The 23,299-nt window shown below is 46.3% G+C and carries 20 protein-coding genes and 4 pseudogenes; 19 read left to right on the plus strand and 5 right to left on the minus strand.

Annotation, left to right across the window (positions count from 1 at the left end; translation table 11 throughout):
- Positions 1 to 49 precede the first annotated feature (49 nt).
- On the plus strand, positions 50 to 1,300 hold the full coding sequence (locus KW548_01930; GenBank protein ID QXX06906.1) for a valine--pyruvate transaminase: 1,251 nt from the start codon (positions 50 to 52) through the stop codon (positions 1,298 to 1,300).
- A gap of 198 nt (positions 1,301 to 1,498) precedes the next feature.
- Here the strand turns inward: KW548_01930 and KW548_01935 are convergent, their stop codons facing one another.
- The 5 genes and pseudogenes from KW548_01935 to dnaA all read right to left on the minus strand — a co-directional run bounded on the left by KW548_01935 (position 1,499) and on the right by dnaA (position 8,582).
- Positions 1,499 to 1,933, minus strand: a complete 435-nt coding sequence (locus KW548_01935; GenBank protein ID QXX06907.1) for an Hsp20 family protein — start codon at positions 1,931 to 1,933, stop codon at positions 1,499 to 1,501.
- A gap of 556 nt (positions 1,934 to 2,489) precedes the next feature.
- Positions 2,490 to 4,908: pseudogene (gene gyrB, locus KW548_01940) on the minus strand (DNA topoisomerase (ATP-hydrolyzing) subunit B).
- A gap of 13 nt (positions 4,909 to 4,921) precedes the next feature.
- Positions 4,922 to 6,004, minus strand: a complete 1,083-nt coding sequence (gene recF, locus KW548_01945; GenBank protein ID QXX06908.1) for a DNA replication/repair protein RecF — start codon at positions 6,002 to 6,004, stop codon at positions 4,922 to 4,924.
- Between the two features lies 1 nt (position 6,005).
- Positions 6,006 to 7,106: a DNA polymerase III subunit beta gene (dnaN, locus tag KW548_01950; protein ID QXX06909.1), complete on the minus strand. Its 1,101-nt coding sequence runs from the start codon at positions 7,104 to 7,106 to the stop codon at positions 6,006 to 6,008.
- Between the two features lie 69 nt (positions 7,107 to 7,175).
- Positions 7,176 to 8,582, minus strand: a complete 1,407-nt coding sequence (gene dnaA / locus KW548_01955; protein ID QXX06910.1) for a chromosomal replication initiator protein DnaA — start codon at positions 8,580 to 8,582, stop codon at positions 7,176 to 7,178.
- A 417-nt stretch (positions 8,583 to 8,999) separates the two neighbouring features.
- Here dnaA and KW548_01960 point away from each other — a divergent pair, with 417 nt between their 5' ends.
- The 18 genes and pseudogenes from KW548_01960 to atpH all read left to right on the plus strand — a co-directional run bounded on the left by KW548_01960 (position 9,000) and on the right by atpH (position 23,289).
- A complete protein-coding gene (locus KW548_01960; GenBank protein QXX06911.1) occupies positions 9,000 to 9,746 on the plus strand; it encodes an amino acid ABC transporter substrate-binding protein in 747 nt (248 codons plus the stop codon).
- Positions 9,747 to 9,870: 124 nt separating this feature from the next.
- Entirely contained in the window at positions 9,871 to 10,542 is a 672-nt protein-coding gene (locus tag KW548_01965; protein QXX06912.1) for an amino acid ABC transporter permease, read from the plus strand.
- Complete coding sequence (locus tag KW548_01970) at positions 10,539 to 11,276, plus strand: amino acid ABC transporter ATP-binding protein (GenBank protein ID QXX06913.1); 738 nt, start codon at positions 10,539 to 10,541, stop codon at positions 11,274 to 11,276. The genes KW548_01965 and KW548_01970 overlap by 4 nt, the downstream gene beginning before the upstream one ends.
- Before the next feature lie 229 nt (positions 11,277 to 11,505).
- Positions 11,506 to 11,640 (plus strand): 50S ribosomal protein L34, encoded by a 135-nt coding sequence (gene rpmH, locus KW548_01975; GenBank protein QXX06914.1) that lies wholly within the window; start codon positions 11,506 to 11,508, stop codon positions 11,638 to 11,640.
- Between the two features lie 12 nt (positions 11,641 to 11,652).
- A complete protein-coding gene (gene rnpA, locus KW548_01980; protein QXX06915.1) occupies positions 11,653 to 12,009 on the plus strand; it encodes a ribonuclease P protein component in 357 nt (118 codons plus the stop codon).
- Positions 11,976 to 12,233, plus strand: coding sequence for a membrane protein insertion efficiency factor YidD (gene yidD, locus KW548_01985; GenBank protein ID QXX06916.1), 258 nt, complete (start codon positions 11,976 to 11,978; stop codon positions 12,231 to 12,233). Before rnpA ends, yidD begins: the two co-directional genes overlap by 34 nt.
- Before the next feature lie 2 nt (positions 12,234 to 12,235).
- Positions 12,236 to 13,854: pseudogene (gene yidC / locus KW548_01990) on the plus strand (membrane protein insertase YidC).
- 120 nt (positions 13,855 to 13,974) lie between these two features.
- Entirely contained in the window at positions 13,975 to 15,336 is a 1,362-nt protein-coding gene (gene mnmE, locus KW548_01995) for a tRNA uridine-5-carboxymethylaminomethyl(34) synthesis GTPase MnmE (GenBank protein QXX06917.1), read from the plus strand.
- Positions 15,337 to 15,389: 53 nt separating this feature from the next.
- Positions 15,390 to 15,824, plus strand: coding sequence for an FMN-binding protein MioC (mioC, locus tag KW548_02000; GenBank protein ID QXX06918.1), 435 nt, complete (start codon positions 15,390 to 15,392; stop codon positions 15,822 to 15,824).
- A 446-nt stretch (positions 15,825 to 16,270) separates the two neighbouring features.
- A pseudogene (gene mnmG / locus KW548_02005) lies at positions 16,271 to 18,164 on the plus strand (tRNA uridine-5-carboxymethylaminomethyl(34) synthesis enzyme MnmG).
- Complete coding sequence (gene rsmG / locus KW548_02010; protein ID QXX06919.1) at positions 18,164 to 18,796, plus strand: 16S rRNA (guanine(527)-N(7))-methyltransferase RsmG; 633 nt, start codon at positions 18,164 to 18,166, stop codon at positions 18,794 to 18,796. The pseudogene mnmG and the gene rsmG overlap by 1 nt, the downstream one beginning before the upstream one ends.
- Positions 18,797 to 18,810: 14 nt before the next feature.
- Positions 18,811 to 19,584 (plus strand): ParA family protein, encoded by a 774-nt coding sequence (locus KW548_02015; protein ID QXX06920.1) that lies wholly within the window; start codon positions 18,811 to 18,813, stop codon positions 19,582 to 19,584.
- Positions 19,585 to 19,606: 22 nt separating this feature from the next.
- Positions 19,607 to 20,488, plus strand: a complete 882-nt coding sequence (locus KW548_02020; protein QXX06921.1) for a ParB/RepB/Spo0J family partition protein — start codon at positions 19,607 to 19,609, stop codon at positions 20,486 to 20,488.
- Between the two features lie 186 nt (positions 20,489 to 20,674).
- The gene (locus tag KW548_02025; GenBank protein QXX06922.1) at positions 20,675 to 21,064 is read left to right on the plus strand and encodes a F0F1 ATP synthase subunit I; all 390 of its coding nucleotides are present in this window, start codon (positions 20,675 to 20,677) and stop codon (positions 21,062 to 21,064) included.
- Positions 21,065 to 21,072: 8 nt separating this feature from the next.
- Positions 21,073 to 21,886 (plus strand): annotated as a pseudogene (gene atpB / locus KW548_02030) (F0F1 ATP synthase subunit A).
- A gap of 57 nt (positions 21,887 to 21,943) precedes the next feature.
- A complete protein-coding gene (atpE, locus tag KW548_02035) occupies positions 21,944 to 22,198 on the plus strand; it encodes a F0F1 ATP synthase subunit C (protein ID QXX06923.1) in 255 nt (84 codons plus the stop codon).
- Positions 22,199 to 22,270: 72 nt separating this feature from the next.
- A complete protein-coding gene (atpF, locus tag KW548_02040; protein ID QXX06924.1) occupies positions 22,271 to 22,741 on the plus strand; it encodes a F0F1 ATP synthase subunit B in 471 nt (156 codons plus the stop codon).
- Between the two features lie 14 nt (positions 22,742 to 22,755).
- The gene (gene atpH, locus KW548_02045) at positions 22,756 to 23,289 is read left to right on the plus strand and encodes a F0F1 ATP synthase subunit delta (GenBank protein ID QXX06925.1); all 534 of its coding nucleotides are present in this window, start codon (positions 22,756 to 22,758) and stop codon (positions 23,287 to 23,289) included.
- The last annotated feature ends 10 nt before the right edge of the window (positions 23,290 to 23,299 follow it).

Here is a 23,299-nt window from a genome sequence, read left to right on the forward strand (position 1 = left end):
AGTCACTATGACACGTAAAGCAATCACAATGAATTAGGTATAACTACAAATGCAATTCTCTAAGTTTGGTGAAAAATTCAATCAGTATTCCGGTATCACGCGTTTAATGGATGACTTAAACGACGGCCTGCGCACGCCAGGTGCGATCATGCTCGGAGGTGGTAACCCAGCCGCTATTCCAGCCATGCTCGAATACTTTCGCCAAGCCAGTGAGGAGATGCTCGCCAACGGGGACCTCGTGGCCGCCATGGCCAACTATGATGGCCCGCAAGGCAAAGACGCGTTTGTAAAAGCTCTGGCTAAGTTATTAAAAGACACTTATGGCTGGAACATATCAGAAAAAAACATCAGCTTGACCAACGGCAGTCAGAGCGGCTTCTTTTATCTGTTCAACCTGCTGGCGGGTAAGCAGCCAGATGGCTCGCATAAGAAAATCTTGCTGCCTTTAGCGCCTGAATACATTGGCTACGGCGATGCAGGTGTTGATGAAGATATCTTTGTCTCCTACCACCCAGAAATTGAAATGCTCGACAATGGCCTGTTTAAATACCACGTCGATTTCGAACAGCTCAAAGTCGATGACTCGGTTGCCGCCATTTGTGCATCACGCCCAACCAACCCTACCGGTAACGTACTCACTGATGAAGAAATCCATAAACTGGATAAACTGGCGCGCGAAAATAACATTCCGCTCATCATCGACAATGCCTATGGCCTGCCATTCCCCAATATCATCTTTGAAGATGTTCAGCCATTCTGGAACGAAAACACCATCCTATGTATGAGCCTGTCTAAACTCGGCCTTCCGGGTGTACGTTGCGGGATTGTGATTGCCAGTGAAGAAGTGACGCAGGCCATGACCAATATGAATGGCATTATCAGTTTGGCTCCAGGGAGTCTGGGCCCTGCGTTGGGTCATCATATGATCAAGAATAATGACCTGCTGAATCTCAGCACCAAGGTTATCAAACCATTTTACAAGCAAAAGTCTCAGCGAGCTGTCGAACTGCTGCAAACGGCCATCACTGACTCACGTTTTCGCATTCACAAACCAGAAGGGGCGATGTTCCTATGGCTTTGGTTTGATGAGCTGCCAATCACCACTATGGAGTTATATCAAAGACTGAAAGCACGCGGAGTATTAATCGTGCCAGGTGAGTACTTCTTTATTGGTCAGGAAGATGACTGGGAGCACGCACACCAATGTCTGCGCATGAATTATGTCCAAGAAGACGAAATGATGCAGAAAGGTATCAAGGTTATTGCTGAAGAAGTCGAAAAAGCTTATCAAGAAGCCTAAGTAAACTGCTTCGGTTAGATCAAAAAAGAGCACCTAGATGGTGCTCTTTCACTCTTATTCCCGATATATAGCCATTAACTCTAAATAGTTGGAGTTGCAGCTAGGCGACAAAGAAATTCAGCCCTATGAGCATAGGGAACCTATGTGATTAGGGGAAATTTATGCAGTCAACAACGCTGTGGCTTCAAATATGACGAGTTAACCTTCGATTAGGTTTTTGCCACCAATCGCAATCTTACGTGGTTGCATTGCTTCAGGGATTTCGCGCTCTAGGTCAATGTGTAGCAGACCATTTTCCATGCTTGCACCCACCACTTTTACATAGTCTGCTAGCTGGAATTTACGCTCGAAATCGCGTTCTGCGATACCTTGATACACGTATTGCTTCTCTTCTTCTGATTTACGCTCACCCTTAACAATCAGCATGTTTTCTTTTTGAGTAAGGTCTAGCTGCTCTTCAGCAAAGCCTGCAACTGCCATAGTAATACGGTAGTTGTTCTCATCTTTTTGCTCGATGTTGTATGGAGGGTAACCGCCAGAAGTGTTCTTCGAAGTGTTCGCTTCCATCATGTTGAATAGACGATCGAAGCCGATTGCGTTGCGGTAAAGTGGAGTGAAATCTACAGTTCTCATAATGCTATCCTCATAGTAAGCAATAGTCTTAGCCGTGAGTTTGCGCGGATCTATCTTGTACAGGTCCTTGCCGACTAAGGGATTCATTCACTACTCCTCGGGTTCTGCTAACTCTGGGACCTAGTGTCGAATCAAGTTCAATTGTGTGCCTCTAAAGTCATCCTCTCCTGAGCGATACCTTATCAGCGATCCAGAGGTTCTGTTTCTTCTCTCTTGAGCAAGACAGCTTACCTCTTCAACAATAGATATGTGGATTGAGTAAAATAGTTTCAAGGGACCGGATTAAAAAATTTTCTACGCGCTTCTAGAGATCCCCAACTCCGTCGTTCCTCCCTCTTGAGGATGACGCTCCAGCCAATTGAAAAATAATGAAAACATCAGAAACAAAAAAGGACCACCATTTCTGGCAGTCCTTTAAAATCTTTAGATTATTTTTATCGAAGCTGGGTGAGCTTAGTTCAAGGAGAAGGCGCCATTCTTATAACAATAAAGGTTTATAAGCATAAATGAGCACCTTCGACACAGAAATCAGTTCATCCAGCGAAGAGAAAACAATCTAAACGTCTAGGTTTGCTACTTTCAATGCATTCTCTTCGATAAAGTTACGACGAGGCTCTACTTGGTCACCCATTAGTGTCGTGAATAACTGGTCTGCACCAACAGCATCTTCAATCGTTACCTGCATCATACGGCGCGTTTCTGGGTCCATTGTCGTTTCCCAAAGCTGTTCTGGGTTCATCTCACCCAGACCTTTGTAGCGCTGCAGGCTTAGGCCACGACGTGACTCTTTGATTAACCAGTTCAATGCATCAACAAAGCTTGAAACAGGCTGAGTACGTTCACCACGCTTAATGTAAGCACCTTCTTCAATCAGGCCGTTAAGTGCTTCTGACAGATCAGCCAGCTTGCCGTATTCTTTCGAGTTAATCAGATCAATACTCAGCGCATGCTCATGCGTCACACCATGGGTACGTACAACAATTTTAGGTAGGCTTAAACCTAGCTCTGCATGTTGCTCAACTTCAAAGCTGTACTGGCTCGCACCGACTTCTTTGGCATTCAGCTGTTCAACCAACTGTTTAGTCCACGCTTCAACGGCTGCTGCATCATGGCACTGCTCAGCCGTCAGACGCGGTGTGTAGATAAGCTCATGAACCAATGCGTGTGGGTAACGACGGCTCATGCGATCCACCAGCTTAATACCTGAGTTGTATTGCTTAACAAGGCTTTCTAACGCTTCACCCGATAGGGCTGGCGCTTCTGCGTTTACGTGCAGAGAAGCATTATCTAATGCTAATGCCACTTGGTATTGGCTCATTGCATCTTCATCTTTGATGTACTGCTCTTGTTTGCCTTTCTTCACTTTGTAAAGTGGTGGCTGAGCGATGTACACGTAGCCGCGCTCGATAAGCTCTGGCATTTGACGGTAGAAGAAGGTCAATAGTAGCGTACGGATGTGCGAACCATCGACATCCGCATCGGTCATGATGATGATGTTGTGGTAACGCAGTTTATCTGGGTTGTATTCGTCACGACCGATACCACAGCCAAGAGCGGTGATAAGCGTGGCTACCTCTTGTGAAGAGAGCATCTTATCGAAACGCGCTTTCTCAACGTTAAGGATTTTACCTTTCAGTGGAAGAATCGCTTGGTTCTTACGGTTACGGCCTTGTTTTGCGGAGCCGCCTGCCGAGTCACCCTCCACTATGTACAGTTCAGAAAGTGCCGGATCTTTTTTCCTGACAGTCTGCCAATTTACCTGGCAGACCTGCTAGGTCTAGCGCGCCTTTACGACGAGTCATTTCACGAGCTTTACGCGCCGCATCACGAGCACGAGCTGCGTCGATAATCTTAGTACAAACCGTTTTAGCTTCTGCTGGGTGCTCAATTAGGAACTCAGACAGTTTCTCACCCATAGCCTGCTCAACCGCTGACTTCACTTCAGAAGAAACCAGTTTATCTTTAGTTTGGCTTGAGAACTTAGGATCTGGCACCTTAACCGAAATAACAGCGGTTAGACCTTCACGTGCATCATCACCTGAAGTAGCGGTTTTCGCTTTCTTCGAGAAGCCTTCTTTGTCCATGAACGAGTTCAATGTACGCGTTAGGGCTGCACGGAAGCCAGCAAGGTGAGTACCACCATCGCGCTGAGGAATGTTGTTGGTAAAACAGAAGATGTTCTCTTGGTAACCATCGTTCCACTGCATCGCGACTTCAACGGCAATCCCGTCTTCACGCTCTGCGTTAAAGTGGAATACTTTTTCGATGATTGGTGTCTTGTTAGTATTCAAGTGATCAACGAACGCTTGGATACCGCCTTCATACATAAAGTGATCTTGCTTATCTTCTTCACGCTCATCACGTAGTTTGATTGATACGCCAGAGTTTAGGAAAGAAAGCTCACGTAGACGTTTAGCTAGAATGTCATAGTGGAATTCTGTGTTAGAGAAGGTCTCTTCACTTGGCCAGAAACGGATTTCTGTACCTGTTTTGTCCGTTTCACCAATCACAGAAAGTGGCGCTTGTGGCTCACCGTGATGGTAAGTTTGAGTATGAATTTGACCACCTCGATGGATAGTCAGAGTTACTTGCTTTGATAGTGCGTTTACTACCGAAACACCAACACCGTGCAGACCACCCGATACCTTGTATGAGTTATCATCGAACTTACCACCAGCGTGAAGTACCGTCATAATAACTTCTGCTGCTGATACGTTCTCTTCTGGGTGCATTTCGGTAGGGATACCACGACCATCATCGCGTACCGATACTGAATTGTCCTCATGAATTGTCACAACGATGTCTTGACAGTGACCCGCTAACGCTTCATCAATTGAGTTATCCACCACCTCGAAAACCATGTGGTGTAGACCGGTACCATCGTCCGTGTCGCCGATGTACATCCCCGGACGCTTACGTACTGCATCCAGGCCCTTTAGTACTTTAATACTCGATGAATCGTAATTTTCAGACATGAGTTATCTTCCACTATATATTTTGTTCTATTGTGCCATGTTCCACATGGAACATCCTGCCATTTTCGTCCAACATGTCGGCGATTTGGCTTTCTGTAATAGAACTGACAAAAACTTGCGCCCCCGTCTCCTTCAAGCAGTCTGCTAGACGCTTACGACGTTGACTATCTAATTCAGAGGCAAAGTCATCAATTAAGTAGATACATTGCTTGCCGGTCATCTCAGTGAGGTGTTGACCTTGCGCCACGCGCAGTGCACACACCATGAGCTTGAGCTGACCTCGTGACAGAACATCCTCAACCGGAGTCCCGTTCACTTTAATTTTTAAATCGGCTTTATTCGGACCACTAAAGGTGTAACCCAGTGCCTGATCCCGCTCAAAATTGTTCACAAGAATAGCCTGATAAGGTGTGTTCTTATCCCATCCTCGGTAATACTTCAGCTGGATCTCAAATTCGGGGAGAAATGTCTGACAGATTGCCGTGGCTTTCTCGGTCATCTGTTCAACATATGTGGCTCGCCACTGGCTGATGTTTTCAGCCAGCCTTGCCATCTCCTGATCCCAATACGACAGCTCACGATAGCTGGTGGCCGTTTTTAACAACGCATTGCGCTGTTTATTCAGACGCTTAAACCGCCCCCAAGCATCATAGAAAGCCGACTCAGTGTGAAACACACCCCAGTCGATAAATGCTCGGCGATGTTTGGGGCCATCCGTTAGTAAATCAAACCCTTCCGGATGGATCAATTGCAGTGGCAGAACCTGTGCCAATTGAGCCAGTTTTTGTCCGGATTGACCGCCTATTTTAACCTCTGTTGAGCCATCACGCTGCTTATTAATGCCAATTGGTAGCTCAAATTGATCCGAGTTCAAAAAACGGCCATGTACAAATAGCTCCTCACAGTCATTTTGGATGACTCGCCCTGTTAAGGAGCTTTTAAAAGAGCGGCCGTGGCCAAGCAAGTAGATGGCTTCCAGAACACTGGTTTTGCCGCTGCCGTTCGGACCTATAAGAAAGTTAAAGCCTGCTGATAGTTCAATATCACAGGCTTTAATGTTGCGAAACTGCTGAATAATAAGACGTGAAAGCGGCATGCTAGAGTCGAATCGGCATTACCACATACATAGCGCCGTCGTCGTCCACGTTTTCAATCATGGCACTGGCGTTAGCGTCTGACATCGACACGCGCACTTTTTCACAACGCAGAGTATTTAATACATCCAAGACATAGCTAACATTAAAGCCAATCTCAATTGGCTCACCTTCGAAGCTGACATCCAACATCTCTTCCGCTTCTTCTTGCTCCGGGTTGTTGGCGGTAATACGCATTTCCGTATCCGCTAAGTTAACGCGCACCCCACGGAATTTTTCATTCGATAAAATAGCGGCACGCGAGAAGGCCTGACGTAGCTCATCACATTCCGCTTCAAGCGTTTTGGTCGTCGTTTGTGGCATCACGCGACGGTAGTCCGGGAAACGACCATCAACCAGTTTAGAAGTAAAGACAAAGTTGTTCACTTCTGCACGAACATTAGAACTACCAATTTGCAATGTAACAGGCTGCTCAGGCGCATCCAGCAACTTAACCAATTCCAGTACACCTTTACGTGGCACAATGATTTGCTGCTGAGCAAAGTCCGCCCCTAGTTGAACCTGAGATACCGCCATACGGTGGCCATCAGTGGCAACACTGCGTAGTATCGTACCATCAATCTCAAACAACATGCCGTTGAGGTAGTAACGTACGTCTTGGTTTGCCATCGAGAATTGAGTTTTCTCAATTAATCCACGTAATTCACCTTGAGTCAGCGAGACTTCGACTTCACTCTGCCAGTCTTCAATGTTCGGAAAATCGTTGGCAGGTAAAGTAGATAGAGAAAATCGGCTGCGTCCAGAACGAACTTGAACTCGGTCGCCTTCTAAAACAAAGGTAATAACAGAATCGTCAGGCAGACCACGACAGATATCCAAAAATTTACGCGAGGGAACGGTCACACTGCCCGCTTCAAAATCGCCTTCCAAAGCGACACGGCTGATAAGCTCGACTTCCAAGTCTGTTGCTGTCATAGACAACATGTTGTCTTCAACTTTCAGTAACAGGTTACCCAAAATAGGAAGAGTTGGACGACCACCTAATGCGCCAGACACTTGCTGGAGCGGTTTAAGTAAGTGGTTACGTTCAATGGAAAATTTCATAGTACGCTCTTATCAGAATTCGTTTAACTAATACGGTATGATTCTATTTAGTGCTTAGAATACTGTGATTTAAGAAGAAAGGGTACGAATCAGGTTAGAATAATCTTCTTTGATGTCGTGACTCTCTTCGCGCAATTGTTCAATTTTTCGGCAAGCATGTAATACGGTAGTGTGGTCTCTACCACCAAAAGCATCGCCAATTTCAGGCAAGCTGTGGTTGGTCAGCTCTTTCGCAAGCGCCATTGCTAATTGACGCGGGCGAGCAACCGAACGCGAACGACGCTTAGACAGCAGATCAGCGACTTTAATCTTGTAGTATTCCGCCACCGTCTTTTGAATGTTATCGATCGTTACCAATTTTTCTTGTAGAGCCAATAAGTCCCGCAATGCTTCACGAACAAAGTCTATGGTGATTGGGCGACCAGTAAAATTAGCATTCGCAATCACGCGGTTTAAAGCGCCTTCTAATTCGCGAACATTCGAGCGCAGTCGCTTGGCGATAAAAAATGCGACTTCATCAGCAAGATGGATTTGGTGATCTTCCGCTTTTTTCATCAAGATTGCGACACGGGTTTCCAGTTCAGGCGGCTCGATCGCCACCGTCAATCCCCAACCAAAACGGGATTTTAAGCGATCTTCTACGCCACTGATCTCTTTTGGATAGCGATCAGAAGTCAAAATGATCTGTTGATTGCCTTCTAAAAGCGCATTGAAGGTATGAAAGAACTCTTCCTGAGAGCGCTCTTTATTGGCGAAGAATTGGATGTCATCGATCAGCAAAGCGTCAACACTACGGTAGTAGCGTTTAAACTCTTCAATCGCGTTGTTTTGTAGCGCTTTTACCATGTCCTGAACAAATCGCTCAGAGTGCATGTAGACTACTTTCGCGTTCGGCTTGTTATCCACAATCGCATTACCCACCGCATGCAACAAGTGCGTTTTACCTAAGCCTGTTCCACCGTAGAGGAATAACGGATTGTACGCTGCGCCAGGGTTATCTGCGACCTGACGAGCGGCCGCTAAACCAAGTTGGTTTGATTTACCTTCAACGAAGTTGTTGAACTTATGCTTGATGTTCACATTTGAACGGTGGTTGATTTCTGCCACCTTCTGCTCGTCATCATCCCACGTTTTGTGCACTGGTTTACGCGCTTGAAGCTGAGCAGGTGCCGAAGATTCTGCCGCCACATCAGCTGGCGTACGTTTCGGCGCTGGCTTGGGTGCAGAAACAGGGCGACTCCCCACTTCAAAACGTAAACTCGGGATGTCATTGCCGCAGTATTCCTGCAACAAACGATTAATACTGTTGAGGTAACGATCGCGAACCCAATCCATCACAAAGCGATTAGGTGCGAATAAAGTGAGAGTATTGTCATTGAGCTCCGCTTGTAACGGACGTACCCACATACTGAATTCTGTAGCTGGTAGCTCTTCTTGAAGCTGCTGCATACATTGCAACCAAAGCGAAGATGACACGGTGCCCCCACTCAAAGTTAATGATCGAAAAAGATTGGCAATTTTACCTGTTGATAACCAAGATCGCCAGCAAATGATCGACGATCCAGTGAATAAGATCTAAGTTATTCACAATATTTACGTCATTATCCGCTAGATCAACACAAGCTGCCCTATTCTTACTCACATAAGGATCCACATTTGCGCTTTTTCTCACAGATCCGTCATCTGGTGATAAGTCTGTGAATCAAGCTTTTGTAAGATGTGATTTTATTCCGAACTCTTCTCTTGATTTTTTGCTACGTCTCAATCCATACGCTGGCGACCGATTCATACATTATCTTATTCCACTGACGTCTAGGTTATTGCTCTTGGTTATTTATCTAATTAACTAAAGTGACAGTAGTATTTGTGTCCATAAAACTATGGAGTTGTACTATGAAAAACTGGATTAAAGCTGCTGTAGCAGTAGTTGCACTTTCTGCTGCAACGGTTCAAGCCGCCACTGAAGTTAAAGTCGGTATGTCTGGCCGCTACTTCCCCTTCACTTTCGTTCAGCAAGACAAGCTGCAAGGCTTTGAAGTGGACCTGTGGGATGAAATCGGTAAGCGTAACGATTACAAAGTGGAATACGTCACAGCAAACTTCTCCGGTTTGTTTGGCCTACTGGAGACGGGTCGTATCGATACGATTTCGAACCAAATCACAATGACAGATGCACGTAAGGCAAAATACCTTTTCGCCGACCCTTACGTTGTTGATGGTGCCCAGATAACGGTTCGCAAAGACAACGACAGTATCCAAGGTATTAAAGATCTGGAAGGCAAGACAGTGGCCGTGAACCTAGGTTCAAACTTTGAACAGTTGCTACGCAACTACGACAAAGATGGCAAGATTAAGATCAAGACTTACGATACTGGTATCGAACACGATGTAGCACTCGGTCGTGCAGACGCTTTTGTTATGGACCGTCTGTCCGCACTTGAGCTAATAAAGAAAACTGGCCTTCCACTACAATTGGCTGGTAAACCTTTTGAGACGATTCAAAATGCTTGGCCTTTCGTTGACAATGACAACGGCAAAAAGCTTCAGGCTGAAGTCAATAAAGCACTGGCTGAAATGCGTGCTGATGGGACACTCGAGAAAATTTCTCAGAAGTGGTTTGGGGCTGATATTACTGAATAACCACTCTTGAGTATCGCCCGTCCGTTTGAGACACTCAACCGGATTTGCTCTTAACCCACTGCTCTCCTTCCTTTGCAGTGGGTTTTGCTTTTGTATACAGGCTTATTTTTCACTGGGATACGTTATGGGATTCGATTTTAACTACATGCTGAACCTGATGCCGATACTGCTCAAGTATCTGGGCACCACTATGGAAATGGCGACATGGGGTTTAGTCTTTTCACTGATTTTAGCCGTCATTTTAGCGAATATCCGTGTATTTCGCGTTCCTGTACTTGATCAGTTGAGCCAACTTTACATCAGCTTCTTCCGTGGAACGCCACTGCTGGTTCAACTGTTTTTGCTCTATTACGGCTTACCACAGGTTTTTCCATTTCTAGTCGGTCTGGATGCGTTCGGCGCCGCAGTAATTGGTTTGACTTTGCATTTTGCTGCCTACATGGCAGAGAGCATCCGCGCCGCGATCATTGGTATCGATCGTAGTCAGATGGAAGCCAGCCTTTCAGTGGGTATGACAACGACACAGGCGATGCGTCGAGTGATCTTACCGCAAGCAACTCGTGTGGCTCTGCCATCATTGATGAACTACTTCATTGATATGATCAAATCGACCTCTCTAGCCTTTACACTGGGTGTCGCAGAGATCATGGCAAAAGCTCAGATGGAAGCTTCTTCAAGCTTCCGCTTTTTCGAAGCCTTCCTTGCCGTCGCTTTGATTTACTGGGGCGTTGTAGTAATACTGACTCGTGTGCAAATCTGGGCAGAAGCTAAGTTGAATAAGGCATACGTAAGATGATCAAGTTAGACAACATTCACAAACGCTTTGGTGAGACAGAAGTCCTTAAAGGCATCGATCTCGACATCAAACAAGGCGAGATTATCGTCATTATCGGCTCTAGCGGTACGGGTAAATCTACCCTGCTGCGCACGGTGAATTTTCTAGAAAATGCCGATAAAGGCGTCATCACCATTGATGACGTCAGCGTGGATACTGAAAAGCATACTAAAGCGGAAGTATTGGCTCTGCGCCGTAAGACAGGGTTTGTTTTCCAGAACTACGCCTTGTTTGCCCATATGACCGCCCGTCAGAATATTGCTGAAGGCCTCATCACCGTCCGCGGCTGGAAGAAAGACCAAGCATTGGCACGCGCTCAGCAGATTCTTGACGACATCGGCCTTGGGGATAAAGGAGACAGTTATCCAGCGGCGCTGTCCGGTGGCCAGCAGCAACGTGTGGGTATCGGACGTGCGATGGCACTGCAACCCGAATTATTGCTGTTTGACGAACCAACTTCAGCACTGGACCCAGAATGGGTTGGCGAAGTTCTTCAGTTAATGAAGGAGTTAGCAACTAAACACCAAACCATGCTGGTAGTCACACACGAAATGCAGTTCGCCCGAGAAGTGGCGGATCGCGTGATCTTTATGGCGGAAGGCAATATCGTTGAGCAAGGCTCTCCACAGGATATCTTTAATAATCCACAGGATCCTCGTTTACAGAGATTCCTTCGCCAAGTTGGTGCTGAGTAAAGATCACCTAAGAAGATCGCTTGATCCTTGAGATTTTGCTCACACAACGTATAATCGCCCGGCCGGAATTTAGCAGTTGCTCAATGATTGACACTTTGTGTGACTGTGATTACAATTCCGCCTCTTTGTTGAGAGGCGTCGGTTTGTCCTCTTTATATATAAAGAAGACCAAGTCGCCCACGCCGGGTTAACATTGACCTAAAACTACTGATCAGTAAAGGTAATTATCATGAAACGCACTTTTCAACCTTCAGTTCTAAAGCGCAAGCGTACTCACGGTTTCCGTGCACGTATGGCTACTAAGAACGGTCGTGCAACAATCAATGCACGTCGTGCAAAAGGCCGTAAGCGTCTTTCTAAGTAATCTTCGATTATTTTGAAAACGTACGCGTTCGATCGGGAGTTACGCTTGTTAACTCCCGAGCATTATCAAAATGTCTTCCAGCAAGCTCATCGAGCTGGCTCACCGCATTTCACCATCATTGCTCGTAATAACAACCTATCTCACCCTCGATTAGGTTTAGCCGTTCCCAAAAAACAGATTAAAACCGCTGTTGGTCGTAATCGTTTTAAACGCCTTGCTCGTGAAAGCTTTCGTAACAATCAACATCAGCTTGCTCACAAAGATTTTGTTGTGATTGCCAAGAAAAGCGCCCAAGATCTGAGCAATGAAGAAATGTTCAAACTGTTTGATAAGTTATGGCAGCGCCTTTCTCGCCCCTCACGTGGGTAGCAATCGGATTCGTCCGTCTTTATCAAGGTCTTATTAGTCCGCTTATCGGACCACGCTGTCGTTATACTCCGACCTGCTCCACTTACGCCATAGAAGCACTAAAAGCTCACGGTTTTGTAAAAGGGTGTTGGTTATCAAGCAAACGTCTATTAAAATGCCACCCTTTGAATGAGGGCGGTTTTGATCCCGTTCCACCAGTCCAGAAACAAGACAGAGATAAATAACGATGGATTCTCAACGTAATATCCTGTTAATCGCGCTAGCACTGGTTTCTTTCTTGTTATTTCAAAAATGGCAAGTCGAAACAAACCCTGCACCACAGCCGGTTGAACAGGCACAATCAAGCAGTACCTTACCTGCCCCTACTCTTGCGGATGATTTAGATCCCGCACCTGCGCAACAAGCGTCTGCTAAAACGATTACCGTGACAACTGACGTCTTGACTCTGTCTATTGATACGGTTGGTGGTGATGTTATCACCGCAGACCTGAACCAATACTCTGCAGAACTGGATTCATCTGACCCGTTCGTCTTACTGAAAAACGAACCAGGCCATCAGTTCATTGCGCAAAGTGGTTTAGTCGGCCCTCAAGGTATCGATCTGAGCAGCTCAAATCGTCCAGCTTACTCAGTGAATGCGGATAGCTTCACTCTGGAAGACGGTCAGGATGAACTTCGCGTCCCAATGACATACCAAGCAAATGGCCTTGAGTACACCAAAACATTTATTGTTAAGCGCGGCAGCTACGCGGTTGACGTTGAATACGATGTAGTCAACAACTCAGGTAACAACGCGACATTTGGTATGTACGCTCACCTGCGTCAGAACCTAATGGACGCGGGCGGCAGCATCACTATGCCAACTTACCGTGGCGGTGCGTACTCAACCGAAGAAACGCGTTACAAAAAATACAGCTTTGACGATATGCAGGATCGCAACCTGTCTATCAACCTACCTGATGGCCAGGGTTGGGCAGCGATGATCCAACACTACTTTGCATCAGCATGGATCCTCGCAACGAACCAGGCACTAACCTGTACACTCGTGTGATTGGTAACCTGGGTGACATTGGTGTTCGTATGCCGAACAAAACCATCGCAACGGGTGATTCAGCAACATTCAACGCGACACTTTGGGTCGGTCCGAAACTTCAGGAAGAAATGGCAGAAACCGCGCCGAACCTAGACTTGGTTGTGGATTACGGCTGGCTATGGTTTATCGCTAAACCACTGCACATGCTACTGTCATTCATTCAAAGCTTTGTGTCTAACTGGGGTCTAGCGATCATCGCTCTGACCTTCATTGTACGTGGTGCGATGTACCCACTGACAAAAGCACAGTACACCTCAATGGCAAAAATGCGCATGCTACAGCCTAAGCTGCAAGCGATGCGTGAGCGTATTGGCGACGACCGTCAGCGTATGAGCCAAGAAATGATGGAACTGTACAAGAAAGAGAAAGTAAACCCATTGGGTGGCTGTCTACCTCTGCTTCTACAGATGCCTATTTTCATTGCACTGTACTGGGCATTAATGGAATCGGTGGAACTGCGTCACTCGCCATTCTTTGGTTGGATCACTGACTTGTCAGCGCAAGACCCTTACTACATCTTGCCATTACTGATGGGTGCATCCATGTTCCTGATCCAGAAGATGAGCCCAACCACAGTGACAGACCCAATGCAGCAGAAGATCATGACATTCATGCCTGTTCTGTTCACTGGTTTCTTCCTGTTCTTCCCATCAGGTCTGGTTCTTTACTGGTTAGTATCGAACATCGTGACTCTGATCCAACAGACGCTGATTTATAAGGCGCTGGAGAAGAAAGGCTTGCACTCAAAATAACGAGTCGGCGTAAATAATCGAGAAAGGCGACCAAAAGGTCGCCTTTTTGTTTTTGGCTGATTACAATTCATCTCATTCACTATTTACCCTCACAGGGTATGCATCGCACAGGCTACCACTATGACTACAGAGACCATTGTCGCTCAAGCAACTGCGCCCGGACGAGGCGGTGTCGGCATTATTCGCGTATCCGGTCCCCTTGCGGCAAAAGTCGCTTCTGAGGTAACAGGCAAAGAGTTACGTCCAAGATACGCCGAGTATCTACCATTTACGGCTCAGGATGGTACTCAGCTCGATCAAGGTATCGCGCTGTACTTCCCTAATCCAAACTCCTTTACCGGAGAAGATGTTCTAGAACTGCAAGGCCATGGCGGCCCAGTCGTTATGGATATGCTGATCAAGCGCATCCTGCAAATTCCCGGGATCCGCACTGCTCGCCCGGGTGAGTTTTCAGAGCGCGCTTTCCTCAACGACAAGCTCGATTTAGCCCAAGCCGAAGCGATTGCGGACTTAATAGATGCCAGCTCAGAACAAGCGGCAAAATCGGCCCTTAAATCGCTTCAAGGCGCGTTTTCAAATCGAATTCAAACCTTGGTAGAGTCTCTGATACACCTGAGGATCTACGTTGAAGCCGCAATTGATTTCCCCGAAGAAGAAATCGACTTTCTTGCCGATGGTAAAGTCTCTGCCGACCTACAGACGATTATTGATAACCTCGCCGCCGTGCGCAAAGAAGCAACACAAGGCGCTATCATGCGTGAAGGGATGAAAGTCGTTATTGCCGGTCGGCCAAATGCGGGCAAATCCAGCCTTCTGAACGCTCTATCGGGTAAAGAGTCTGCCATTGTGACCGACATTGCTGGCACCACCCGAGATGTATTGAGGGAGCACATCCATATTGATGGCATGCCACTGCATATCATTGATACTGCTGGCCTACGCGATGCGTCAGATGAAGTTGAAAAGATAGGTATCGAACGTGCGTGGGAAGAAATCGAGCAAGCCGACCGCGTCTTGTTTATGGTCGATGGCACCACCACAGATGCCACTGATCCGAAAGAGATTTGGCCAGACTTCGTCGATCGATTGCCGAGCAATATCGGCATGACAGTGATCCGCAATAAAGTTGATCAAACCGATGAAACACTTGGTATCTGTCATGTTAACGATCCAACGCTGATTCGTCTGTCGGCCAGAACGGGTCAGGGCGTCGAATCATTGCGTACGCACCTTAAAGAGTGCATGGGCTTCGCGGGTGGGCACGAAGGCGGCTTTATGGCTCGCCGCCGCCACCTAGAAGCACTGGAAAAAGCGGCTCAACACCTTGATATAGGTCAGCAGCAACTGGAAGGTTACATGGCGGGCGAAATCCTCGCAGAAGAACTGAGAATTGCGCAGCAGCACCTCAATGAAATCACCGGAGAGTTCAGCTCAGATGACCTGCTCGGGCGTATCTTCTCCTCCTTCTGCATTGGCAAATAATCCCCATACGCGCGACTTCTGAGTCGCGTGTTTTTTAGGTAAAAGGAAACCCTATGATCCAAATAATTACTGGCAGTACATTAGGCGGTGCTGAATACGTTGGCGATCATCTCAGTGATCTCCTGACTGAAAAAGGCTTTGAGACCTGCATTCACAACCAACCTGAGCTGAGTGAGATCCCAGCAGAAGGCACCTGGCTACTAATCACATCCACCCATGGCGCCGGTGAATACCCAGATAACATTCAACCATTTATCCAAGCCTTGCAAAACACTCCACCAAGAATGTCTGGGGTTAAGTATGCCGTGATAGCGATTGGCGACTCCAGCTACGATACATTTTGTGCCGCGGGCCAGCATGCTCATGCGCTACTCGAAGATATCGGTGGTACACCGGTTGCAGACTGTCTGACAATCGATGTGCTCAGTCATGATGTCCCAGAAGATGCCGCTGAGGCTTGGCTAGCCGACCATATTGATAGCCTATAACCCCAATAAGGAAGTGATTTCTCATTGTCATTTCCTTTCTTCTTTCTCAATCTGGTTAAATTTAAATCGCTTTACCTGTGGATAAAATACAAAGTATCCGGTGATTAACCTATAGTTATCCAAATAATAACTCTTAACTCATTTTTCACCTGTGAATAACTAGCCATTTTGATCTCAGGTAATCCTCGATCTGATCAAGGCAAGATCACATCATTTGATCTGTTTAAGATCCATGATCTTGTTGATCATTTTTTACTTATCCACAGAGATCGTCGATCCTTATAATAGATCTAATAAAAGATCATATATAGAGATCCTATATAAGTAAGCTTTGTCAGAGGCTTAGATTAAAAACACGAAAAGCGATTTTCTATCAATGTGAAAGCAGGTAGAATAGCGCTCTTTTTTATCTGCCCATCTCTTTATTGAATACCAGAGGTCAGTTCATGCTTTATCACGAAAAATTTGACGTCATTGTTGTCGGTGGCGGACACGCAGGAACGGAAGCCGCACTCGCATCAGCTCGCACAGGACAAAAAACGCTGTTATTGACGCATAACATCGACACCTTAGGTCAGATGTCATGTAACCCAGCCATTGGTGGTATAGGTAAAGGCCACCTTGTCAAAGAAGTCGACGCGATGGGAGGCCTAATGGCCCAAGCTATCGATCACGCTGGTATTCAATTTAGAACCCTTAATGCATCCAAAGGTCCCGCAGTTAGAGCAACTCGTGCTCAAGCTGACCGTGCTCTGTACAAAGCTTATGTCCGTGAAGCCTTAGAAAATGCACAAAACCTAACTTTGTTCCAACAATCTGTCGATGATCTGATTGTTGAGCAAGACAAAGCCGTAGGTGTTGTGACGCAAATGGGGCTTCGTTTCCACGCAAAAGCCATTGTATTAACGGTTGGCACTTTCCTTGGGGGAAAATCCATATTGGTATGGAGAGCTCATCAGGGGGCCGTGCAGGCGATCCTCCATCGATCGCTTTAGCGGATCGTTTACGTGAACTGCCATTCAGAGTTGATCGCCTTAAAACAGGTACGCCACCACGAATTGATGCACGTAGTGTTGATTTCTCCCAGTTGGAAACACAACATGGTGATAATCCAACACCTGTATTCTCCTTTATGGGCCAGAGAACGCAGCATCCACGTCAGATCCCGTGTTTTATTACCCACACCAACGATCAAACACACGAAGTGATCCGCAATAACTTAGATCGTAGCCCGATGTATGCGGGCGTAATCGAGGGATCGGACCACGCTACTGCCCGTCGATTGAAGACAAAGTAATGCGTTTTGCTGACAAGAACAGCCATCAGATCTTTATCGAGCCTGAAGGACTGAACACGCATGAGCTTTATCCAAACGGTATATCAACCAGTTTGCCGTTTGATGTCCAAGTTCAAATTGTCCGTTCCATGAAAGGGTTTGAAAATGCCCACATCGTGCGACCAGGCTACGCGATAGAATATGATTTCTTCGATCCACGTGATTTGAAACGGACTTACGAAACTAAATTTATTAATGGTTTGTTCTTCGCTGGTCAGATCAACGGTACCACTGGTTACGAAGAAGCTGCTGCGCAAGGTTTAATGGCTGGCTTGAACGCGAGTTTATACAGTCAGGACAAAGAGGGTTGGAGTCCACGTCGTGATCAAGCTTACGTCGGCGTTTTGATTGATGACTTGTCCACGATGGGGACGAAAGAGCCTTATCGCATGTTCACTTCACGCGCCGAATATCGCTTGCTGCTGCGTGAAGATAACGCGGATTTGCGTCTAACAGAACAGGCGCGTGAACTCGGTTTGATCGATGATCTTCGTTGGGCACGTTTCAACGAAAAGATCGACAACATGACCAAAGAGCGCCAGCGCCTGAAAGACACTTGGATGAATCCTAAATCACAAGGTATTGATGCGCTTAACCAATTGCTAAAAACACCAATGGTGCGTGAAGCCAGTGGTGAAGATTTGCTGCGTCGTCCTGAGATGACCTATCAGCAGTTGACAGAGCTAGAGGCCTTTGCGCCTGCGATGGAAGATCATCAGGCGGCAGAGCAAGTGGAAATCCAAGTTAAATACGAAGGTTACATTAAGCGTCAGCAAGACGAGATTGAAAAATCTCTACGCCATGAACATACGCACCTGCCACTTGATATGGATTACGCCAACGTGAAAGGCCTATCGAATGAAGTGGTGGCGAAATTGAATGAATCTAAGCCTGAATCTATTGGTATCGCATCACGCATTTCTGGAATTACACCAGCGGCTATTTCCATCTTGCTGGTTCATCTTAAGAAGCAAGGCATGCTGAAAAAAGGTGAGGAGGCATAATGAGTGTATTACGCCATCAATTGGACGCACTGATTGCTAAAACCACGCTTGAAGTTTCAGATCGTCAACGAGAGCAACTTGTTGGTTATGTTGAAATGCTCAACAAATGGAACAAAGCTTATAATCTGACATCTGTGCGTGATCCCAGTGACATGCTGGTGAAACACATTCTAGATAGCATAGTGGTCAGCACTCACTTACAAGGCCAACGTTTTATTGATGTTGGTACAGGTCCTGGCCTACCGGGGATCCCTTTGTCTATTATGAATCCAGACAAAGAGTTCTATTTGCTTGATAGCCTTGGCAAGCGTATTCGTTTCATAAAACAAGTGCTGCATGAACTCAAGATCGGTAATGTTACGCCGATTCAAAGCCGTGTTGAAGAGTTTCAGCCACAAGACAAATTTGATGGCGTGTTGAGCCGAGCATTTGCTTCTATGGTTGATATGGTGGAATGGTGTCATCACTTACCAAAAGAACAAACGGGCTGTTTTATGGCCCTCAAGGGCCAACTGCCTCAAGATGAAATTGACCAGCTCCCAGATTGGTGTTCTGTGACCGACATCAAAGCTTTACAAGTTCCTGAATTGGAAGGTGAGCGTCATCTAGTAATCTTAACCCGCAAGGAATAAAAGCGAGGTTCACCGTGGGAAAAATCGTAGCAATCGCCAACCAGAAAGGTGGAGTTGGTAAAACAACAACGTGTATCAACTTAGCCGCGTCTATGGCCGCGACCAAGCGTAAGGTCTTGGTGATTGATCTCGACCCGCAAGGCAACGCGACTATGGCTAGTGGCGTGGATAAGTATCAGGTGGATGCCACTGCTTATGAGTTGTTGGTTGAAGACGTTGCCTTTGATGATGTCGTGTGTCGCAAAACCTCAGGCAATTACGATTTGATTGCCGCCAACGGGGACGTTACTGCCGCTGAAATCAAACTAATGGAAGTGTTCGCACGTGAAGTTCGTCTTAAGCACGCTCTTGCGTCAGTTCGTGATAACTATGATTTCATCTTTATCGATTGTCCTCCATCGCTAAACCTTCTTACAATCAATGCCATGGCCGCAGCAGATTCGGTCTTGGTTCCTATGCAGTGCGAGTATTTTGCACTGGAAGGTTTAACAGCATTAATGGATACCATCAGTAAGCTGGCAGCGGTAGTAAATGAAAACCTTAAAATCGAAGGTCTGCTTCGCACCATGTATGACCCTCGTAACCGCTTGTCAAACGAAGTGTCTGATCAGTTAAAAAAGCACTTTGGTAACAAGGTGTACCGCACTGTTATTCCGCGTAATGTTCGTCTGGCTGAAGCGCCAAGTCATGGTAAACCAGCCATGTACTACGACAAATACTCCGCAGGCGCAAAAGCGTATCTGGCTCTAGCCGGAGAAATGCTGCGCCGCGATGAAGTCCCTGCATAACCCAACCAAAGGAATTTGTCTCATGTCTAAACGTGGTTTAGGTAAAGGGCTTGATGCTCTGCTTTCAACGAGCTCGCTCGCACGTGAAAAACAGCAAAGTGCATTGCACAGCCAAGAGCTTTCTTCTGATGGGGAACTAACGGATTTAAGCATCAACAGCCTTAAGCCTGGTGTCTATCAGCCGCGTAAGGATATGGAGCCTGAAGCACTGGAAGAACTCGCGGCTTCGATAGAGTCTCAGGGGATTATTCAGCCGATTGTGGTTCGTCAGGTTGAAAACGACAAATTTGAAATCATCGCAGGGGAACGACGTTGGCGCGCGGCACGTAAAGCGGGTCTAAAGCAGGTGCCGTGTGTGATCAAAAACGTTGACGATCGCGCAGCTATAGCGATGGCGTTGATCGAGAACATTCAGCGTGAAGATCTTAATGTGATCGAAGAGGCGGTCGCTCTAGATCGTCTTCAGGAAGAATTTTCTCTCACCCACCAGCAAGTGGCTGAGGTGATCGGTAAGTCGCGCGCTACTGTGAGTAACTTGTTGCGACTGAATCAGTTGGAAATGGACGTCAAGTATCTCCTTTCGGAAAAAATGCTCGAAATGGGTCACGCACGTGCACTCTTGGCATTGGAAGGAGAAGAGCAGGTTGAGGTCGCTGAGCTAGTCGCGAAGAAGCGAATGACTGTTCGTCAGACAGAACAGTTAGTGAAAAAGTGTCTCCAGCCGCAATCTGAAGATAAAAATGAGCTTCAAGACACTGAGGCACAACAAATGTCACAGAAATTGAGTGAAATGCTCAGTGCTAAAGTGGCAATCGTGCGTGCCAAGAACGGTGCGTCGAAAGTGACGATTAGTCTTGATGAGCCTCACAAATTAGAGCAACTGATTGCCAAGCTTGAAGGCTAAATGAGATAATTGATTTCGATCAATTGTGTAAAAAAACGAATTTTTGTGCGGAAGTTGTCGGTTTGTAAACAAAATTGTAACTTTTTGCGGTGTTTTAATTGCATTCAATAGGACTCACCGTATAATTTTCGCCAATTTCCCAGCATGAGGTAGTAACGCTGTGGATTTTACTCGAGGTACGAATACATGGTAGCTGCGTTAGCTAGACCAGGACGAGAGCTTGCAAAGCGATTGTTAATGATCCAGTTTGGCGCGGTTACACTAATGGCGGCAGGAATGGCAGTGGCTGTGAATGCTGAATGGGGGCTTTCAGCACTGATTGGTGGCGGCATTTTTGTTGTTGCTAATGCGGTGTTCGCATTGTTTGCTTTCATGTATGGTGGGGCTCGCGCTGCAAAGCGTATCGCGAACTCTTTCTATGCAGGTGAAGCACTGAAAATCCTTATCACAGTGGCGCTTTTTTCCTTTGCTTACATGTATATACAGGTGGAACTTGTTCCCCTTAAGCTAACCTATTTGCTGGCTCTAGGTATTAATATCTGTGCGCCAGTGCTATTCATTAACAACAAAAAATAGGATGAGTTATGGCTGCGCCAGGTGAAGCGCTAACTGCGTCCGGATATATTTCCCACCACCTTACAAACCTTTCTACTTATAAGTTAGGTCTTGTAGCGGAGGAGGCAAGTTTCTGGAACGTACATATCGATAGCCTGTTTTTTTCTTGGTTTACTGGTTTAATTTTCCTAGGAATCTTTTACAAGGTAGCAAAGAGAACAACAGCGGGTGTACCAGGTAAGCTTCAGTGTGCTGTAGAAATGATCGTTGAATTTGTCGCGGAAAACGTCAAAGACACGTTCCATGGACGCAACCCACTGATCGCGCCTTTAGCACTGACTATCTTTTTGTTGGGTATTCTTAATGAACTTGATGGACTTAGTGCCAATCGACTTCTTACCTTACCCAGCAGAGCATTGGCTTGGTATTCCTTATCTTAAGGTTGTACCGTCTGCTGATGTGAATATCACCATGGCTATGGCTCTAGGCGTTTTCGCTCTGATGATTTACTACAGCATCAAAGTGAAAGGTCTAGGTGGATTCGCTAAAGAATTAGCACTACATCCATTCAATCACCCACTGATGATTCCGTTTAACCTACTGATTGAAGTGGTCTCGCTACTGGCGAAACCTCTGTCTCTTGGTATGCGTCTATTCGGTAACATGTTCGCGGGTGAGGTTGTATTCATTCTTTGTGCGGCAATGCTACCATGGTACTTGCAATGGATGGGTTCACTACCGTGGGCAATCTTCCATGTCTTGGTTATCACGATTCAAGCCTTCGTGTTTATGATGTTGACAATTGTTTACCTGTCAATGGCACACGAAGACAGTGATCATTAATTTTTTTAAAGCTTTTTATTTGGGCAACTAGCCAACAACTATAAATTGGAGATAGTAATGGAAACTTTACTGAGCTTTTCTGCAATCGCCGTAGGTCTTATCGTCGGTCTTGCTTCTCTTGGTACTGCGATTGGTTTCGCACTTCTAGGTGGTAAATTCCTTGAAGGTGCAGCACGTCAACCAGAAATGGCTCCTATGCTACAAGTTAAGATGTTCATCATCGCGGGTCTACTTGATGCGGTTCCAATGATCGGTATCGTAATCGCACTTCTATTCACATTCGCGAACCCATTCGTTGGTCAACTAGGTTAATCACTCTTAACTTTCGACAAGCTTTGGCTTGTTATTGATTAATACTAAGTCCGAATAGAAGGGGTAGCTGTTGTGAATATAAACGCAACTCTGCTAGGTCAAGCAATCTCGTTTGCAATGTTTGTGTGGTTCTGCATGAAGTATGTATGGCCGCCATTGATGCAAGCGATCGAAGAGCGTCAGAAGAAAATTGCTGACGGTCTACAAGCAGCTGAACGTGCTGCAAAAGACTTGGATCTAGCGCAAGCAAACGCTTCTGAACAGATGAAAGAAGCGAAGCGCACAGCAACAGAGGTCATCGAGCAAGCGAATAAGCGTAAAGCTCAAATTCTAGATGAAGCTCGTGAAGAAGCTCAGGCAGAACGCCAGAAGATTCTTTCACAAGCGGAAGCTGAACTTGAAGCTGAACGCAACCGTGCACGCGATGAGCTGCGCAAACAAGTTGCAACTCTGGCTGTAGCTGGTGCTGAGAAAATCATTGAGCGCTCAATCGATAAAGATGCGCACAAAGATATTCTCGACAACATTACTGCAAAACTTTAAGTCTGGGGGCGCCTATGTCTGATTTGACTACTATCGCACGCCCCTATGCTAAAGCAGCATTCGACTTTGCAGTGGAAAAAGGCGCGTTGGACCAATGGGGTCAGATGCTTTCTTTTGCTGCTGAAGTAGCTAAAAACGAACAGATGCACGAACTCCTAACGGGTTCGGTTTCTGCCGATAAACTGGCAGAAGTATTTGTAGCAGTTTGCGGCGATCAAGTTGATGCTCATGGCCAAAACCTATTGAAGGTGATGGCAGAGAATGGCCGATTAGCGGCCCTTCCTGATATTTGTGAACAGTTCTTTGCTCTGAAAAAAGAGCATGAGAAAGAAGTGGATGTTGAAGTGATTTCAGCATCAAACCTTTCTGATGAGCAGCTTGCAGGTATCAGCAGCAAACTTGAGCAGCGTCTTGAACGCAAAGTTAAGCTGAATTGCAGTGTAGATGAGGCCCTACTTGGTGGGGTGATTATTCGAGCCGGAGACTTAGTCATCGATGACTCAGCGCGTGGTCGTTTGAACCGCCTGAGCGATGCATTGCAGTCTTAATGGGGATTGG

Origin of the sequence: Vibrio neptunius (assembly GCA_019339365.1) — a bacterium.
In the GTDB taxonomy this organism is placed as follows: domain Bacteria; phylum Pseudomonadota; class Gammaproteobacteria; order Enterobacterales; family Vibrionaceae; genus Vibrio; species Vibrio neptunius.

Bases quoted from the DNA above. Each gene is read 5' to 3' on its own strand.
- KW548_01930 (QXX06906.1), top strand. From the start codon at position 50: ATGCAATTCTCTAAGTTTGGTGAAAAATTCAATCAGTATTCCGGTATC.
- KW548_01935 (QXX06907.1), bottom strand. From the start codon at position 1,933: ATGAGAACTGTAGATTTCACTCCACTTTACCGCAACGCAATCGGCTTC.
- recF (QXX06908.1), bottom strand. From the start codon at position 6,004: ATGCCGCTTTCACGTCTTATTATTCAGCAGTTTCGCAACATTAAAGCC.
- dnaN (QXX06909.1), bottom strand. From the start codon at position 7,106: ATGAAATTTTCCATTGAACGTAACCACTTACTTAAACCGCTCCAGCAA.
- KW548_01960 (QXX06911.1), top strand. From the start codon at position 9,000: ATGAAAAACTGGATTAAAGCTGCTGTAGCAGTAGTTGCACTTTCTGCT.
- KW548_01965 (QXX06912.1), top strand. From the start codon at position 9,871: ATGGGATTCGATTTTAACTACATGCTGAACCTGATGCCGATACTGCTC.
- KW548_01970 (QXX06913.1), top strand. From the start codon at position 10,539: ATGATCAAGTTAGACAACATTCACAAACGCTTTGGTGAGACAGAAGTC.
- rpmH (QXX06914.1), top strand. From the start codon at position 11,506: ATGAAACGCACTTTTCAACCTTCAGTTCTAAAGCGCAAGCGTACTCAC.
- yidD (QXX06916.1), top strand. From the start codon at position 11,976: ATGGCAGCGCCTTTCTCGCCCCTCACGTGGGTAGCAATCGGATTCGTC.
- mnmE (QXX06917.1), top strand. From the start codon at position 13,975: ATGACTACAGAGACCATTGTCGCTCAAGCAACTGCGCCCGGACGAGGC.
- mioC (QXX06918.1), top strand. From the start codon at position 15,390: ATGATCCAAATAATTACTGGCAGTACATTAGGCGGTGCTGAATACGTT.
- rsmG (QXX06919.1), top strand. From the start codon at position 18,164: ATGAGTGTATTACGCCATCAATTGGACGCACTGATTGCTAAAACCACG.
- KW548_02020 (QXX06921.1), top strand. From the start codon at position 19,607: ATGTCTAAACGTGGTTTAGGTAAAGGGCTTGATGCTCTGCTTTCAACG.
- KW548_02025 (QXX06922.1), top strand. From the start codon at position 20,675: ATGGTAGCTGCGTTAGCTAGACCAGGACGAGAGCTTGCAAAGCGATTG.
- atpE (QXX06923.1), top strand. From the start codon at position 21,944: ATGGAAACTTTACTGAGCTTTTCTGCAATCGCCGTAGGTCTTATCGTC.
- atpH (QXX06925.1), top strand. From the start codon at position 22,756: ATGTCTGATTTGACTACTATCGCACGCCCCTATGCTAAAGCAGCATTC.